Annotated in this window: 5 protein-coding genes; all 5 read left to right on the top strand. The window is 70.4% G+C overall.

The features are described from left to right. Positions 1-67 precede the first annotated feature (67 nt). The 5 genes from NJ1_RS18670 to NJ1_RS18650 all read left to right on the top strand — a co-directional run bounded on the left by NJ1_RS18670 (position 68) and on the right by NJ1_RS18650 (position 17,359). Positions 68-1,042, top strand: coding sequence for an ABC transporter substrate-binding protein (locus NJ1_RS18670; protein WP_084478474.1), 975 nt, complete (start codon positions 68-70; stop codon positions 1,040-1,042). Between the two features lie 29 nt (positions 1,043-1,071). Then, positions 1,072-2,751 carry a condensation domain-containing protein gene (locus NJ1_RS18665; protein ID WP_067695832.1) on the top strand — a complete coding sequence of 560 codons (1,680 nt, stop codon included), beginning with the start codon at positions 1,072-1,074 and terminating at the stop codon, positions 2,749-2,751. After that, on the top strand, positions 2,748-7,421 hold the full coding sequence (locus NJ1_RS18660) for a non-ribosomal peptide synthetase (protein ID WP_245717454.1): 4,674 nt from the start codon (positions 2,748-2,750) through the stop codon (positions 7,419-7,421). Before NJ1_RS18665 ends, NJ1_RS18660 begins: the two co-directional genes overlap by 4 nt. 279 nt (positions 7,422-7,700) lie before the next feature. Further along, positions 7,701-11,165 (top strand): non-ribosomal peptide synthetase, encoded by a 3,465-nt coding sequence (locus NJ1_RS18655; RefSeq protein WP_067695827.1) that lies wholly within the window; start codon positions 7,701-7,703, stop codon positions 11,163-11,165. 83 nt (positions 11,166-11,248) lie between these two features. Continuing rightward, complete coding sequence (locus NJ1_RS18650) at positions 11,249-17,359, top strand: non-ribosomal peptide synthetase (protein ID WP_067695822.1); 6,111 nt, start codon at positions 11,249-11,251, stop codon at positions 17,357-17,359. Positions 17,360-17,379 lie beyond the last annotated feature (20 nt).

Below are 17,379 nucleotides of genomic sequence, written 5' to 3'. Positions count from 1 at the left end.
CGTCGGGCGGTAGAGCAACGCAGGGGACCGCGAGGTCCTCGTCCAACGGATTCGAGGAGCGAACACGATGAGAACAGGTCGACTGCGGGGACTGATGCGCCGCGCCGGACTCGGGGTGCTGGCCGCGGGACTCGTGATCGGCACTGCCGCTTGCGGTTCCGGTGACGGTGACAACGGGGGCGGTGAGATCACGGTCAAGCACGTGATGGGGGAGACCTCCATCAAGGGCACTCCCAAGCGCATCGTGACCCTGGGTCCGCAGTGGTTCGACGCCGTGCTCTCGCTGGGGGTCACCCCCGTCGGTTACGCGGTGCCCGGTCTGACCGCGGGCACCACGGTGCCGTGGGAGCCCAAGATCCCGGAGTCGGCCAAGGTCATCAACATGGGCGGTGACTACAGCGAGCAGATCGCCGCGCTGGAACCGGATCTCATCGTGGCCCCGGCCTTCATGGCGGACAAGAACGTCTACGAGAAGCTGTCCAAGCTCGCGCCGACCATCGATTCGCTCTCCTCCGCCCAGATCGACTCCTGGCAGGACCAGGTGACCACGCTGGGCAAGGTGCTCGGCAAACAGGACGAGGCGGCCAAGGTCGTCTCGGACGTCAACGGCAAGTCCGACGCGGTTCTCGCCAAGTACCCGGGTCTGAAGGGCAAGACCTTCCTGACCTGCATGCTGACCGGTCCGGCCCAACTGATGGTGCTGGCCGATCCCAAGGACGGCTCGGCCGAGCTGTTCGAACGCCTGGGCCTGACCATGCCGGCGAAGATCGTCGCCGAGGCCCCCACCGGCGGGCGGCTCGCACTGTCCCCGGAGCGCCTGAGCGATCTCACCGCGGATCTGCTGGTGTGCGGCGCGATGCCGGCGCTGGAGGCCAAGTTCAAGGAACTGCCGGGTTACGGCGATCTGCCCGCGGTGCGCCACAACGGAATCGCTTTCGTCGACGTGGTCACCATCAACGCCATCAACCAGCCGACGCCGCTCTCGGTGCCGTACGTGCTGGAAAAGCTGGATTCGACGTTCGCGAACGTCGCCGGCAGCTAGTCGCCGGTCGCAGGAAGGACTCTCTCGTCATGTCGCTCGATACCCACGCCGTGCCCGCCGCCCCGGCCCGGTCCGCCGATCGCGGTGTGCCGCTGTCGCCGGCCCAGCAGGCCGCGCTGCTGCCGGAAAGGCTGGCCCGCACCGCCGCCGCCAATGTGTTCGTGGCCCTGGAGATCTCGTCGGGACTCGCGGACGGTGTGGTCGAGCGGGCCGCGGCGCTGCTGGGCGACAACGAGATCCTGCGCACGATCTATCCGGATGATCGCCGGGTGCCGTACCAGCGGGTCGAGGCCGCTCCGGCCGTGGCCGTCGAGGTGCTCGAGCTGGATGCGGCGGCGCTGCCCGTCGCACTCATGACCGACGCCGGTCATCGCTTCGACCTGGTGCGGGAGCTGCCGATTCGGATGCGGTTGTACCGCCTCGCCGACCACGCGGTGCTGTCGGTCGCGGCGCATCCGGTCGCGGCCGATGACCGAACCCTGGATCTGCTGGTGTCGGAGCTGTTCGAGGACTCCGCGGGCGAACCCGCCGCGCAATACCGGGATTTCGCCGCCGTGCAGATGAAACTGCTGGCCGCCGAGGATGATTCGCTGGCCTACTGGAAGCAGCGATTGGCCGGACTGCCCGAGCAGACCCTGCCGATGCGTGAGCGCCCGCGGACGCCGCGCAGCGCCCGCGCCGAGGTGCGGATTCCGGCCGCGACGCTGGCCGCCCTGCCCTTCGAACCCGACGCCGTGCTCACCGCGCTGATCGCGGACGCGCTGCGGGAACTCGGCGCCGTGGCCGATGTGCCGATCGGCATCGCCGCCCCGGCCCGCCCCGACGGCGCGGAGCGGGTGCTCGGAAATTTCGCCAACTACCTGGTGCTGCGGGTGGATTCGCCGCGAGCGGATGCCCCGGCACGCCTGATCGCCGACACCGCCCGGCTGCTGGACGAGGCGCGTGAGCACGCGGGCACCCGCATCGAGCGGCTCACCCATCAGTTGCGCGGTCCCGGCGGAGCCGCCAAGGGCGGTCTGTTCCAGGTGCTGGCCTCGGTGCGTCCGGCGGTCCTCGGCCTGGACCTGCCGGGTGGTTCGGTGCGCGAGATCGCGCGCGCCGCGGCCCGCCCGCACGGCGTCGATCTGATCGTGGACGCGATCACCGGCGAGGACGGCTGGATCCTCACCGTCGATCTCGCCGAGGAGCTCTCGCGCCGGTATTCGGCACAGGACTTCTCGCTCGCCCTGCTCGAGACCATCGAGTCGTGGTCGGCCGCACCGGATTCCGCGCTCGGCACCGATGTCCCGGTGCGGCCGTGCGGCTGGTTCGAGGCCGACGACGATGATCTGGCACTGGATCCCCTGGCCATCTCCGGGCTCGGCGGCCCGCCGCAGACCCCGAACGAGCAGGCCGTCGCGGACGCGCTGCGCGAGATCCTGGAGTTGGACGAGGACGACGAGGTCGGTCGTAAGGACAACTTCTTCGCACTCGGCGGGGACAGCGTGGCCGCGCTGCGCTTCGTGACCGTGCTGGCCGAGCACGGCCACATACTCGATGTGCAGCAGGTTTTCGAGTTCCCGACGGTGCACGAGATGGCCGCCAATATCGGCGGCGCGGACGCGGCGGCCACGCCCGCCGAGCCGGTCGCCGAGGTCGCCCCGCTGGCCGCCTCCGGCCTCGACGCGGGTGCGCTCGCGGCCCTGGCCGGAAAGCTCGCCGGCCGGTGAGCGTGGAGATTCTCGATGTGGTCGCGCTGTCTCCGCTGCAGCGCGGCCTGTACTCGGTCAGCACCATGTCCGGGGCGGTGGACCCGTACCTGGTCACCTTCGCGGTGCGGATCGAGGGCCTGACCGACATTTCGAAGCTGCGTGCGGCGTTCGACGGTGTGCTGCAGCGCTATCCGCATCTGGGCGGCTCGGTGGTGACCGACGGTCTTCCGCATCCGGTGCTGGTGATCACCACCGGCGGCCGGATCGGCTGGCGTGAGATGGATCTGCGCTCGGCCGTGGATCCGGCCGAGGCCGCGCGCAAACTGTACTGGGACGAGGGCCGCCGCCGCATCGATCTGGACAACGGTCCGCTGTTCCGGGTGGTGGCCGCGCGCGTCGGCGAGCACGACTACGAGCTGATCTGCACCGCGCACCACATCATCATCGACGGCTGGTCGATCCCGCTGTTGTTCGCGGATCTCATCGCGCTGCACACCGATCCGGCGGTCGCACTGCCGCCCGCGCCGCCGTTGCGCGCGCACGCCGCCTGGCTGGCCTCCCGCGATACGGCCGCCTCGACCCGCGCGTGGTCCGACGCACTGGACGGCCTCGCGCCGATGTCCATGCTGGCCGCGCCCGCGCCCGCGGACATCCCCGTGCTGGGCGAGGCCCGCTTCGATCGCGCCGAGACCGACCGGGTCACCGCCTGGGCTCGCAGCCACGGCCTCACCCTCAACACCGTCCTGCAAATGGCCTGGGGCCGAATCCTTTCCGGGCTGACCGGCCGGGACGACGTGGTCTTCGGCCAGACCACCTCCGGCCGCGACGCCTCCCTGCCGGATGCCGAACGACTGGTGGGCGCCCTCGTCACCACCATCCCGGTCCGGGTCCGCCCCGACGAGCGCGCCCCCGCCGAGATCGGCGCGGCCCTGCAGCGTCAGGTCGCGCAACTGCGCGCCCACGAATACCTCGGCATCGCCGAGATCACCCGTGCCTGCGGCGGCAGCCAGCTCTTCGACACCCTCCTGGTCTTCGAGAACACCCCGCTGGGCGGCGTCACCGCCGACATGCCCATGGGCCACGGCGCGCGCCTGATGCCCCGCCGGGTGGATTCCCCGAGCCACTACCCGATCGCGGTGGTCCCGGTGGTCGAACAGGGCGAGTTGATCACCCGCGTCGAGATCCGTCCCGACCTCACCGCACGCTTCGACCCCGACAGCCTCGCCCGCCGCATGCTCGCGGTCGTCAGCCGCATCGCCGACGCCACCCGCGCCAGCGACGTCAGCCTCCTGCTCGACACCGAGCCCGCGACCCTCACTTCCCCTGCGGGGCAAGCGACTTCCATCGATGCGAGTGCCGTGCCCGATACGCGGGCCCATCTCGAGGCCGGAGCCTCGGATGCCGCATCGCCGCACACGACTTCCCCCGCTGCGGTGGGCGGAGCGCACCTCTCTCCCGCGCACCAGGCGTCGCGGGGCACCTCAGCGGTCTCCGATGCGGGTGCCGCGGTGGCGACAGCGACCGGCGCCGACGTCACCGTGACCGGAGCGGAACACGTTGGCCGCATTGCCGATTCCGCCGCGGTCACTGTCGGTGGCGGGCCGGTGTCCGAAGTTCTGCTCGCCGCCGCCGCGCGCGCGGGTGACACGGTCGCCGTCGTGGACGGGGAGGGCGATCAGACCTTCGCCGAATTCGGCGCTGCCGTGCTGACTCTGGCCGCGAACCTGCGCGCGAGCGGTCTGAGGCCCGGCGAGGCCGTGGCCGTGGTGCTCCCGCGTGATCGCCGAGTTCTGCACGCGCCCTTCGCCATCGCGCACGCGGGCGGTCTGACCGTGCACGTCGATCCCGGCACCCCGGCCGACCGCATCGCCTACCTGCTGGAGACCTCGGGCGCGCGCCTGGTCCTGGGCGCCGACTCGCTGGTGGACGTGCTGGTGCAGGTTCGCGCCCAGGGCGTGGACTGCGTGCACGGGGTGACCGGCGGCGACGGCTCGCTGCGCCTCATCGGCTCGGTTGACGGGTTGCACACCGGAGCAACGGATCTCGCCGACGCGGTCTCCGCCACCCTCAGCCCTGCCGCCGCGCTCGGGATCGGTGGTGTCGCGACCGACAGCGACCGGAGCCCGGTGATCACCACCCCGGACACGCCGTTCTACGTGATCTTCACCTCCGGCACCACGGGACGCCCGAAAGGCGTCGTGGTGCCCCATCGCGCGCTGCTCAACCACTGGGCCAACCACGAACGCCGGATCTTCGCCCCCGCCGCCGCGCGGACCGGCAGGCAGTTGCGGATCGGCCACGGCTGGTCCACCGGTTTCGATGCCGCCTGGCAGCCGACCGTGGCCCTGCTCAGCGGCCACACCGTGGTCATGCTGGGGGAGCACGAGCGCACCGATGCCGAGCAGATCGCGGCGGCCATCACGCACCACGGCATCGACATCTTCGACACCTCGCCCTCGATGTTGCCGCGCCTCATCGCATTCGGGCTGTTCACCGAGCGCGACGGCGTGGAGCACTGCCCGCTCGCGGTGCTCGCGCTGGGCGGCGAGGCCATCGACCCGGACACCTGGAAGCGTCTGCAGGGCCTGCCCGAAACCCGCGTCATCAATTTCTACGGCCCCACCGAAACCACGGTCGAGGCACTGATGGCCGATGTGCGCGACCATGTTTCGCCCACCATCGGCCACACCTTCGACGGGATGACCGCCGAGATCCTCGATCACCGGCTGCGTGCGGTGCCGCCGGGCGGTCTGGGCGAGCTGTACCTGTCGGGCCCCCAGCTGGCTCTGGGTTATCTGGGGCGTCCCGCCACCACGGCGGCGACCTTCGTGGCGGGGGCGGCCGGAAGGCGTTACCGCACCGGGGATCTGGTGCGCCGCGCCACCGATGGCACCGTGATCTACGAGGGCCGCATCGACAGCCAGGTCAAGATCAACGGCTATCGGGTGGAACCCGACGAGGCGGCCGTCGTGCTGCGCGAACTCGACGGCGTCGAGCACGCCGCCGTGCTGGCCTACACCGACAACGGCCGCACCCGGCTGGGCGCGCTCGTGGTCAGCGCCGTGCCGGTTCCGCAGTTGCGGGCGAGCCTGGCGCGGCGCCTGCCGCGCTTCCTGGTGCCCACGGCCATCATCCCGGTCGACGAGATTCCGTTGAACCGCAACGACAAACTGGATGTGCACGCCGCGACCGCCCTGCTGACCGCGCCCGTCGCGGGCTCGGGCGGTGCGGAGCCCGCCACCGACACCGAACGGGCGCTGCTCGAGGTCATCTCGGCCCTGAGCTCGACCGCCGGTCCGGGCATCACCGACAGCCTGGTCGATCTGGGTATCGACAGCATCGGCGTGATCGACCTGGTATCGCGTTTGCGCGGAGCCGGTTTCCGCGTCGCGGCCCGAGACATCCTGGGCGCCGGTCATCTTCGCGACCTGGCCACCCGTCTGGACGAACTGGCCGCGAACGGCGGCGAGGAGGAGCTCGCACCGGTCACTCCGGCCGGGACGATCCTGCCGCTCACCGCACTGGCCCGCGAGATCATCGCCAACGGCGACTACCGCTATCTCGCTCAGTCCCAGGTCATCTCGCTGCCCGCCGAGGCGACACGGGCAACGGTCGAGCCCACCCTGACCGCACTCGCCACCGCGCACCCGACCCTGCGCTCACGTCTGACCATCGACGCGGACGGCGCCCCGTCCCTGGTGGTCGGTGATCTTCCGGAGTCGGGCGAGTGGCTGCACAGCGCCCCTGAGACCGATTCCGCCGCGGCACAACTGACCGCGTCCGTGGCGCGCCTGGATCCACAGGACGGCCGCATGGTGGCCGCCACGATCCTGGAGGGCCCCGATCCGCGTCTGCTGCTCTCGATCCACCACTTGGCGGTGGACGTGGTGTCCTGGCTCATCCTGGTGGACGATCTGCGCATGCTGGCGCAGGATCGCCAGCCGCTGAACGAAACCCCGTACGGCGATACCGATTCGGTGACGGTCACCTCCGGAACCGAGGTGCTGGGCGCGCCCTTGGCGGGCCGTCTGACCGATCCGGCCGTGGACCGGGCGGGCGCCACGGTGCAGCGCGTTATCGACCTGGGGCCCGACCTGACCGAACGCCTGCTGGCGCACTGCGCGGACACCGGCGTCGCCCTCGAGGAAGCGCTGATCCTGGCCTGCGCCAGAACCTTTCCCGATATCGCCGACGACGCGGGCCGGATCGCCGTCACCCGCGAATCGCACGGCCGCCCCGGTGACGACGACACCCGTCGAGTCGGCTGGTTCACCGTCGAGGAGACCGTTCTGGTCCCGCCCACCGCGATCGCTCGCGGTCTCGAGTCCGGCACGCCGGATCTGTCGGACCGCACCTTCGAGGCCCGAGGCCAGTTGCGCGTCAACCACCTCGGCCGCTTCGACGTGCTCCAATTCGGCACCGGCCCATGGTCGCCGCTCCCGCTGGCCGAGTTCACCAGCGAGTTCGGCGTCGCCGCGCACCCGTCCCTGCCGCTGCGCTTCACGGTCGACGTGACCACGGCGGTCGTCCCGCGCGAGGGCAGGCCGTCCCTGGTCACCCAGTTCGACGTGAACGCGGCCGTGCTCGGCGATTCCCTCGTCGATGCCCGCGCGCAGGCGTGGACCTCCACTCTGACGGAGTTCGCCGAAGCCTCCACGAGTATCGAGAACACGGAGTTCGCCAGGTAGTCGGCACCGCAGAGCGGCCCGATTCCTCCCGGTGGCACGGTCGCCGCCGGACCGGGTCGCTCGCGGACCCGGAGGTGCCCTCGGGGCCGGTGCGGCAGGTAGCCACACCGGCCCCGTCGGCGTATTCGCTTGTCAGAGGCGTGAAACCATCGCATTAGGTTAGCCAAACCACACCGCTGTACCCGGCGGGTGGCCATGGGCTACCATCCCTTTGAGGTTAGGCAAGCCTTGCCTACTGCATTTGGACGAAGGCTGACGGTTAGCTGATGAGGGAGTTCCATGCTCGACATTGCTGAGGTTCGCGACACCGTGGCGACGGCGCTGGACGTGGCGCCCGCCTCGATCGGGGACGACGACGATCTCGTGAGCCTGGGAATGCACTCCATGATGCTCATGAAGCTTTCGGCCAAGTGGCGCAAGCAGGGCTATGAGGTCCGCAGCTCGGCACTCGCGCTGGAACCCACCATCGCCGCCTGGGCCGCCCTGCTGGGCGCGGGCCGGGTCGAGGCCCCCGAGGCCCCCGCGGCCCCCGAAACCCCCGAGGCGCCCGCACAGCCCGCCGCCGCACCGGGTACGCCCGGCGAGGAATTCGCCCTCGCCACCATGCAGCACGCCTACTGGATGGGCCGCCGCCAGGATCAGGCCCTGGGTGGGGTCGCCGCTCACCTCTACGTCGAATTCGACGGCGCCGGTCTGGAACCCGACCGCCTGCGCCGCGCCGTCACCCGCCTGGTGCGCCGGCACGAGCAGCTGCGCGCCCAGTTCACCGACAGCGGCACACAGCGCACCCTGCCCGAGCCGCGGCGCCCGGTCTTCGAATCGGTCACCCTCACCGCCGAATCCGAGATCTCCGAGCTCGAGCGCCTGCGTCAGGCCAAGAGTCATCAGCGCATGGACGTGGACGCCGGTCAGGTCATCGACATCACCCTGTCCTCGCTGCCGGGCGGCCGGCACCGTCTGCACGTGGACGTGGACATGCTCGCCGCCGACGCGCAGAGCTACCGCCGCATCCTCGAGGATCTGGCCACCCTGTACGAGTCGGACGAGGACACCCTCGCCCCGCTCGGCTACTCCTTCCGCGACTACCTCTCGGCGAAAGACCAGGCCGCGCCCGACAATTCGGCCGACCGTCGCTGGTGGGCCGAGCGCCTGGGCGATCTTCCCGACATCCCGGCGCTGCCGGTGCTGCCCGAGGCCGAGCGTCGCGATCCCAGCGCCAGCGTGCGCCTACACCACTGGTTCGACGCCGAGGCCAAGGCTCTGCTGCACAAGGCCGCGCACGGCCACGGCGTGACCCCCGCGGTCACCCTGGCCACCGTGTTCTCCGAGGCCATCGCTCGCTGGTCGGCCCGGCAGCGCTTCCTGCTGAACGTCCCGCTGTTCAACCGCGAGCCACTGCACGACGACGTCGAACAGGTGGTCGGCGACTTCACCAACTCCGTGCTGATCGACGTGGACGCGAGCGAACGCGAGTCCACGGTCTCGCGCGCCAAGCGCCTGCAGCGCGAATTGCACACCTGCGCAGCACATTCGGTCTACGAGGGTCTGGACGTGCTGCGTGACCTCGGCCGTCTGCGGGGCGCCCCGGTCACGCCGTCGGTGGTGTTCACCTCCGGCCTGGACCTGGGCGAACTGTTCTCCGAGCGAGTGCTGCGCACGTTCGGTGAGCCGGTGTGGATCATCTCGCAGGGCCCGCAGGTGGACCTCGACGCACAGGTCGTCGAGCTCAACGGCGGCATCCTGGTGAACTGGGACATCCGCCGCGACGCGCTGCCCGAGGGCGTGGCCGAGGCCATGTTCGCCGAATTCCGTTCCCTGCTGGAGGGTCTCGTCGCGCCCGGCGCGGACTGGAACGCGGAACTGGCCATCGCCCTCCCGTCCGCCCAGCGCGCGATCCGCGACTCGGTCAACGCCACCGATATAGAACTCGGCGGCCCGCGCACCCTGCACGAGGCGTTCTTCGCGCTGGCGCAACGGCATCCGGACCGCCCCGCGCTGCGCCGGCAGGGCGCGGCGAGCACCTACGCGGAACTGGCCGGCCAGGCGCTGGCCGTCGGCCACGCGCTGGCCGAGGCGGGGGTGCGTCCCGGCGACACCGTCGCGGTGATGATTCCCAAGGGGCACAGGCAGATTCCGGCCGTACTCGGCGTGCTGGCCGCGGGTGCGACCTACCTGCCGATCAGCACCGAGCAGCCGCGGGCCCGTCGCGACCGCATCCTGGAGCGCGGTGGCGCTCGCGTGGTGCTGCTGGAGGCTCCCGTGGAGCTGCCCGCGCGGGTCACCCCGCTGCTGCTGGCCGACGCCGTCGCGGGCGAGCGTATGGACTCCGCCGTGATCGCGCCCGCCGACTCGATCGCCTACGTGCTGTTCACCTCCGGCTCCACCGGTGAGCCCAAGGGTGTCGAGGTGAGCCACCGCGCCGCGGCCAACACCATCGACGCCATCATCACCCACTTCGGCCTCGGCTCGGACGATCACACCATCGGCCTGTCCGCGCTGGAGTTCGATCTCTCGGTCTTCGACATCTTCGCTCCGCTGTCGCTGGGCGGCGCGGTGGTCGCGATCGAGGCGAGCATCGAACGCGACGCCGTGGCCTGGTCCGAGCTGATCGCGGAAACCGGTGTGACCGTGGTGAACTGCGCCCCCGGTCTGATCACCATGCTGCTGGACACCGCCTCGGCCCAGCAGCTGCGCACCGTGCGCGTGGTGATCACCGGCGGTGACCGCGTGAAATCCCAGCAGGGCCATCGCTTCCGGGAACTCGTCCCGGCCGTGCGCTTCGCGGGTCTCGGCGGCACCACCGAGACGGCCATCCACTCCACCATCTGCGAGATGACCGACGACTATCCGGCCGACTGGGCCAACGTGCCCTACGGCACTCCGATGGCCAATGTGCGCTGCCGCGTGGTCAATACGCGCGGGGAGGACTGCCCGGACTTCGTCCCGGGTGAACTCTGGATCGGCGGCGTCAGCGTGGCCGACGGCTACCGCGGCGATGCCGAGCGCACCGCGGACCGCTTCGTCACGGTCGAGGGCATCCGCTGGTACCGCACCGGTGATATGGCCCGCTACCTGCCCGACGGGTCCCTGGACTTCCTGGGCCGCGCGGACCACCAGGTGAAGGTCCGCGGCTTCCGCGTGGAGCTGGGCGAGGTGGAATCCGCGCTCGCCGAACAGCCGGGCATCGGCGAAGCCGTTGCGCTGGTGACCGATTCGGGCCGCCTGGCCGCGGTCGCCGCCGCCGGAGCCGAGGTGCGCGCCGACGAGGTGAGCACCGCACTGCGGGATCTGCTGCCCGCGCACATGATTCCCGAGATCCTGGAACTGGTGCCCGCGATCCCGCTGACCGGCAACGGCAAACTGGACCGCGCCGCCATTCGCCGCATGGTCGCCGCCGGCGACGAGGCCGCCCGCGACACCTACTCCGCACCCGAGACCCCGCTCGAAGCGGCCGTGGAATACATCGCGGCCCAGGTGCTCGGTATCGAGAAGCTCGGCGCGACAACCGATTTCTTCGATGTCGGCGGCAACTCGATCCTGGCCACCACGCTCACCGCCAAGCTGCGAGGCCTGCTCGCGGTGGAGGGCTTCGGCGTCACCGGCGTGCTGGAGGGCCGCACCGTGCGCGGCATCTGCGCGGCGCTGTCGGCCGGGGAGAGCGAACCCGGCCGCCTGGATCAGGTGGCCCGCATTCTGCTCGAACTCGCCGAGGTCGCCCTGCCCGAACCGGTGGCCGTGCACTGAGCATCGCCGCCGGGACCGCGGGTTCGGGCGGAACACGCTGCGGTGCAAGGGATTATCGAGAACAAGGATTGGTTCGACATCAGATGAGATCACTGGAAGACCTACAGGAAGCCATGCTCGCCCGGTTGGCGCGAGAAGGCCTGTCCACCACTCCTGCGGTTCCGGCTCGCCGTGATCCCACCCGTGCGCCGCTGTCCTTCGGGCAGCGCAATGTCTGGGCGCATCAGCAGATCTCGCCCGACAGCGCCGCCTACAACCTGTGCCTGGCCCTGACCTTCGACGGCGAGGTGGACGGCGACGCGCTGCGCCGCGCGTTCGTGGCCCTGGTGCGGCGGCACGAGGTGCTGCGAACCACCTATCACACCGACGAATCCGGGGATCCCTATCAGCTCATCCACGACGAGCTGCCCCCGCGCCTGACCGACGCCGACCTGACCGGCGGTGATGCCGCCGAGGTCGATGTCCGGCTGCGTGAGCTGGCCCGCGCCGCCGCGTACGAGACCTTCGACCTCACCGCCGAGTCCTCGCTGCGCATCACCTTCGCCCGCACCCGGCCGGACCGGCTGGTCGCGATCCTGGTGATCCAGCACATCGCCTGGGACGGCATGACCCTGCCGGCCCTGTCCCGCGATGTGGAGAACTACTACCGGCAGGCGCGCAGCGGCGACATCACGGTGGAGCCGCTGCGCCTGCAGGTCGCGGATTTCGCCGAATGGGAGCAGGACCGCTTCCGCGACGGTGACCACAGCGCCGATACCGCCTTCTGGGAGAACCAGTTCGACGGCGAGGTGCCCGAACTGCAGCTGCCCTACGACCGCCGGCCGGTCACCGTCAGCGAGCGCGGCGAACGCTTCGACCGGCTGCTGGGCGCGCGGGCCGACGCGAATCTGCGCCGCCTCGCCGCGGACCTGCACAGCACGCCGTTCTCGGTGTTCCTGGCCGCCTACTACCTCGCCCTGCGCCAGACCACCGGTCAGCGCGACATCGTGGTCGGCACCACGGTCGCCAACCGCGAGGAGTCCGGTCAGGAACTGCTGATCGGCAACCTGTCCAACATGATTCCGCTGCGCTTCACCGGCGCGGGCGCGGGCAGCTTCGCCGAACTGGTCGAGCAGGTGCGTGGCACCACCACCGAGGCGTTCCGGCACAAGCACTTTCCGCAGGAGCGCATCATCCGCGCGGCGAACCGCGCGACCGGCCACGTCGGCTCCAAGCTGTTCGACACCATGGTGCTGTTCCTGCACCAGAAGATCGACGGCCCCCAGTTGCCCGGCGTGGTCACCAGCTGGGAGCTGATCGACAACGGCGGCGCGCTGCTGCCGCTGGTGGTCGAGACCTTCATGCACCACGACCGCACCGATGTCCAGATCACCTACCGCACCGACCTTTTCGACCAAGGCACCATCGAGCGCCTGCACGAGTACATCGATCAGGTGCTGGCCGCCGCGACTCCCGGTGCGAGCCTGGAGTCGCTCGAGACGCTGTCGGCGTCCGATCGCGCCCGCCTGGACGACTGGTCCCACGGTGACCGCCCCGCCATCACCCCCGAGACCGTCGACGCCATGATCCGCACCTCGGCGCGGGATCATCCCGAGCGGGTGGCCGTGGTGTTCGAGGACACCGAGCTCGACTACGCCGAATTCGATTCCCGGGTCAACGGACTCACCCGCATGCTGCTGGAACGCGGTGTGCGCAACGGTGATCGAGTCGGCGTCTACGCCGAGCGCAGCGAATGGCTGCCGGTGATCTTCGCCGCCGTGCTGCGCGCGGGCGCGGTCTACGTGCCCGCCGATCCCAGCTACCCCCTCGATCGCATCGAATACATGCTCGGGGACTCCGAACAGCGCCTGATGGTCACCGCGGTGTCCCCGGAACGCCGGCTCGCCGCCGAAATCTCCATCCCGGTCCTGGATCTCGCGGACGAGGCGGTGCGCGCCGAACTGGCCGCCGCCGAGCGCACCCCGATCCGCGCCGACGAGCTGGCCCGCCCGATCCATCCCCTGGACGCGGCCTACCTGCTCTACACCTCCGGCACCACCGGCCGCCCCAAGGGCGTGGTGGTCCACCACCGGGCCGTCGCCAACCACGTGCAGTGGATGCGCGACTACCTCGGCTTCGGGGTGGAGCGCATCCTGCAGAAGGCCCCGATCGGCTTCGACGTGTCGGTGTTCGAACTGGTCAACGCGCTGTGCACCGGCTCGGCCACGGTGCTGCCGCATCCACAGTGGTGGCAGGCCGATGTCGAGGCGCTGGCCGGAATCATCGAGCGGCACAGGGTGACTCAGCTGTCGCTGGTGCCCAGCGTGACCCGCGCCTTCCTCGACGCCGGTCCCGATCCGGCCCGGCTGCAATCGATGCGCTATGTCTACCTCGGCGGCGAATCGGTGCCCCCCGCCCTGGTCGAGGAGGCGAGCCGGGTCTTCGGCGGCACGGTGCTGGGTCTGTACGGCCCGACCGAGGCCGCCATGGACCTCACCCATGAAGACTTCGCGGGCACCAGCGGCGGCGACGAGATCCGTTCCGCCCTCATCGGCGTTCCCGAATCGAATTCGTCGGTCTATGTGCTCGACGAGCAGCTGCGCCAGGTATCTCCCGGTGTCACCGGCGAGCTCTATCTGGGCGGCGTCCAACTTGCCCAGGGTTATCACCACCGTCCCGGATTGAGCGCGGCCACCTTCGTGGCCTGCCCGTTCGCCGGTGAGCCCAGCGCCCGCATGTACCGCACCGGCGATATCGTGCGCTGGAACTCGCGCGGCCGGCTCGAGTACCTGGGCCGGGTCGACGACCAGGTGAAGATTCGCGGGCATCGCATCGAACTCGGCGAGATCGGCACCACCCTGCGCCGCATGCCGGGGATCGGCTCGGCCGCCGCCGTGGCGCTCCCGCGCGGCAACGACGCGGTGCTGGTCGGCTACTACGTGGCCGAGCCGGCCACCGAGTCCGCCCTCGAGCCCGAATCCGCCGTGGCCGGCCGGATCCGCGCCTACCTGGCAGAACGCCTGCCCGACTACATGATTCCCGCCGCTCTGGTTCGCCTGCCCGCTCTGCCGCTGACCGCCAACGGCAAGCTGGATCGCCGGGCGCTGCCGGAGCCGGATCTGGGCGGCAGCTCCGGTCGCGGTCGTGAGCTCGCCAACGGCGCGGAGACGATCGTCGCCGAGGTGACCCGTCAGGTTCTGGGCCTGAGCGAGGATGTCGACCTCGCGGCCGACGACGATTTCCTCGCCCTCGGCGGCGATTCCATCACCGCCATCCGGATGGCCTCCGCACTCAAGAAGCGCGGGCTGGCCATCACCACGAGCGCCCTGTTCGAGGCCCGCACCATCGCGGCCATCGCCGCGGCCACCGAGCCGATCACCGACATCGGCGCACCGGCCCTGATCGACGCGGGCGCGGCGACCGGCTGGATTCCGCTCAATCCGATCGCCGCCATGCTCGTCGAAAAGGTCGGCGAATACACCGGATACAGCCAGGCCACCGCCGTGGTCACGCCCGCCGACGCCACCGTCGAGCGGCTCACCGCCGCCGTGCGCGGCCTGTTGGACCGGCACGCGCTGCTGCGCGCCCGGATCGGCGTCGATCCCGAAGGCGCTCTCGCGTACTACGTTCCGGCCCTGGACGAACCGCAGGTGGCGGTACCGGTCACCGAGGTCGTGATCGATGCCGCCGAATGGGATTCGGTCACACCGGAACTCCTGCAGGAGCAGTTGCACGCCACCGGCGCCGGTCTCGATCCCGCTTCGGGGCGCATGGTCGGCGCGGTGTGGGCGCGCACTCCGGACCGCTCCACCGGCCGCCTGCTGCTGGTCGTGCACCACCTGGTGGTGGACGGCGTCTCCTGGCGCATCCTGCACGACGATCTGCGCCAGTTCTGGCGGGACGGCGCGCTGGAGCCGGAGACCGGCACCTCGGTGAAGACCTGGAACACCAACCTGGTCCGCTATGCGGGCGGCGAGGAACTGGCCGCGGAGCTCCCGCACTGGCAGGGCGTCGCCGCGAGCGAGGACCCGCTGCTGGGCAACCGCGCCTTCGATCCGGCCGTGGACACCATCGCGACCCTGCACGAGGTGACCACCGAGCTGGACTCCGAGGACACCCGCTTCCTGATGACCACCGGCGCACAGGCGTTCGGCTGTGACTTCCTGGACATCCAGGTGGCCGCGCTGGCCGTGGCCGTGCACCGCTTCCGGCGCTCCCGCGACAACGACACGAAGACCGTCTCGCTCACCATGGAGCGGCACGGCCGCGCCGAATCCCTTTTCGCGGGAGCGGATCTGGCCAATACCGTCGGCTGGTTCACCAGTGCCTACCCGGTCGCTCTCTCCGTTTTGAGGGGCGGGGAGGCCGAGGTGGTGGACGCGGTGAAGGCGGTCAAGGAGCAGCTGCTCGCAGTCCCCGACGCCGGAATCGGCTGGGGCCTGCTGCGCTGGCTGAACCCCGAGACCCGCGAGGTACTCGGCGACCGGCCGGTGCCGCAGCTCAGCTTCAACTACATGGGCCGCTTCGCCGTGGCGGCCGCGGCCGAAACCTGGGAGGCCGCACCGGAGTTCGGTTACCTCGGTGGCCACGCCGACCCCGCCATGCCGGTGGCGGCGGTGCTGGACGTGAACACCGTGACCGTCACCGACGGCGACAGCGCCACCCTGCGGGCCTCGTTCCGCTTCCCCGGCGGCGTGCTCAGCGACGCCGAGGTGCACGAACTGGCGGACCTGTTCGCCAATGGACTGCGCGATTTCGCGAAGACGGTGCGGGACAACCCGGTTCGCCGCTTCACCCCCAGTGATGTGCTGGCCCGCTCGGTCACCCAGCTGGATCTGGATCGCTGGCAGAGGCTCTACGGCGCGTTCGCCGACGTGCACCCGCTCGCGCCCATGCAGGCCGGGCTGTACTTCACCGCCCTCGGGTCCGGTGGCAAGGACTTCTACAACGTGCAGACCATGATCGCCGTGCGCGGCGCACTGGACCTGCCCCGGCTGACGTCCGCGCTCGACACCGTGGTGAACCGCTATCCCAATCTGCGCGTGGCGATTTCGGTCTCGCACGCCGGTGAGCCGTTCGCCATCGTCACCGAGCACGTGGACGTCCCGGTTCGCGTGGTCGACTTCGCCGATCACCCCGACGCCGATCAGAGCCTGCGCGAGTTCCTGCTCTCGGATCAGGGCGAACAGTTCGACCTCTCGCGCGGACCGCTGACCCGTGCCACCGTGGTGCATCTGCCCGATGCGGTGCACATGCTGGTGCTCACCTCGCACCACCTGCTCACCGACGGCTGGTCCGGACAGCTGCTGCCACAGGAGATCTTCGGCGCGTACCTCAGCGACGGCGCCGCCGCACCGCTGGGCGATCCGAACACCTTCGCGGACTTCCTGCGCCTGACCCAGGATCGCGAAGCCGCCACCGAGGCGGCCTGGTCCGGCTACCTGGACGGCGTGCAGCCGTGCCTGGTCGCCCCCAACCGGGTGCCCGAGGGCGGCGGCGTGCCGACCGGCCGCTCCGCCCCGATCGACACGGAGGTGGTGGACCGGCTCACCGCGCTGGCCGCCGAGCTCGGCACCACCTTCAGCGTGGTCTGCCAGCTGGCCTGGGCCAATGTGCTGCACTACGTGACCGGCTCGGACACAGCCGTTTTCGGTGAGGTCGTCTCCGGTCGCCCGGCCGATCTCGACGAGGTGGACAATGCCGTCGGCTGCTTCGCCAACACCATCCCGGTCGCGGTCGGGCTGCGCCCGGACGCGAGCTGGCGCGAACTGCTCACCGAGGTGCAGCGTCGTCGCATGGAACTCATGGAGTTCCACCAGTATCGGATGACCTCGGCCATCAAGGCCACCGGCGTTCGCAAGCTGTTCGACTCCATGTTCGTCTTCCAGTCCTACCCGCCCGGTCGCGAGGAGCTGGAAAGCCTGCTGGCACAGGCGAATCTGGAGCTGGTCACCTTCGAAGGCGGCGGCGCGACGGACAACGCGCTACTGGTGATGATCTTCCCGGCCAACTCGCTGCTGCCCGCCGACGGCGTGCAGGCGGTGGTCTTCTACGCGGAGGACTCCTTCGATCCCACCGAGGCCGAGATCATCGAGGCCGCTTTCCACGACACGTTGCGCGCCATCGCCTTCGACCCCGATCGGCCGACCGCCGAGACCGCCGTGGTGAACGACGAGGACCACGGCCTCCTGGTGATGCGGCGGATGTGGCAGTGAGCATTCGGCCGAACACCCCG

Origin of the sequence: Nocardia jejuensis NBRC 103114 (assembly GCF_001613145.1) — a bacterium.
GTDB classification, from domain to species: domain Bacteria; phylum Actinomycetota; class Actinomycetes; order Mycobacteriales; family Mycobacteriaceae; genus Nocardia; species Nocardia jejuensis.
This window is presented reverse-complemented; position numbering and strand designations above follow the sequence as displayed.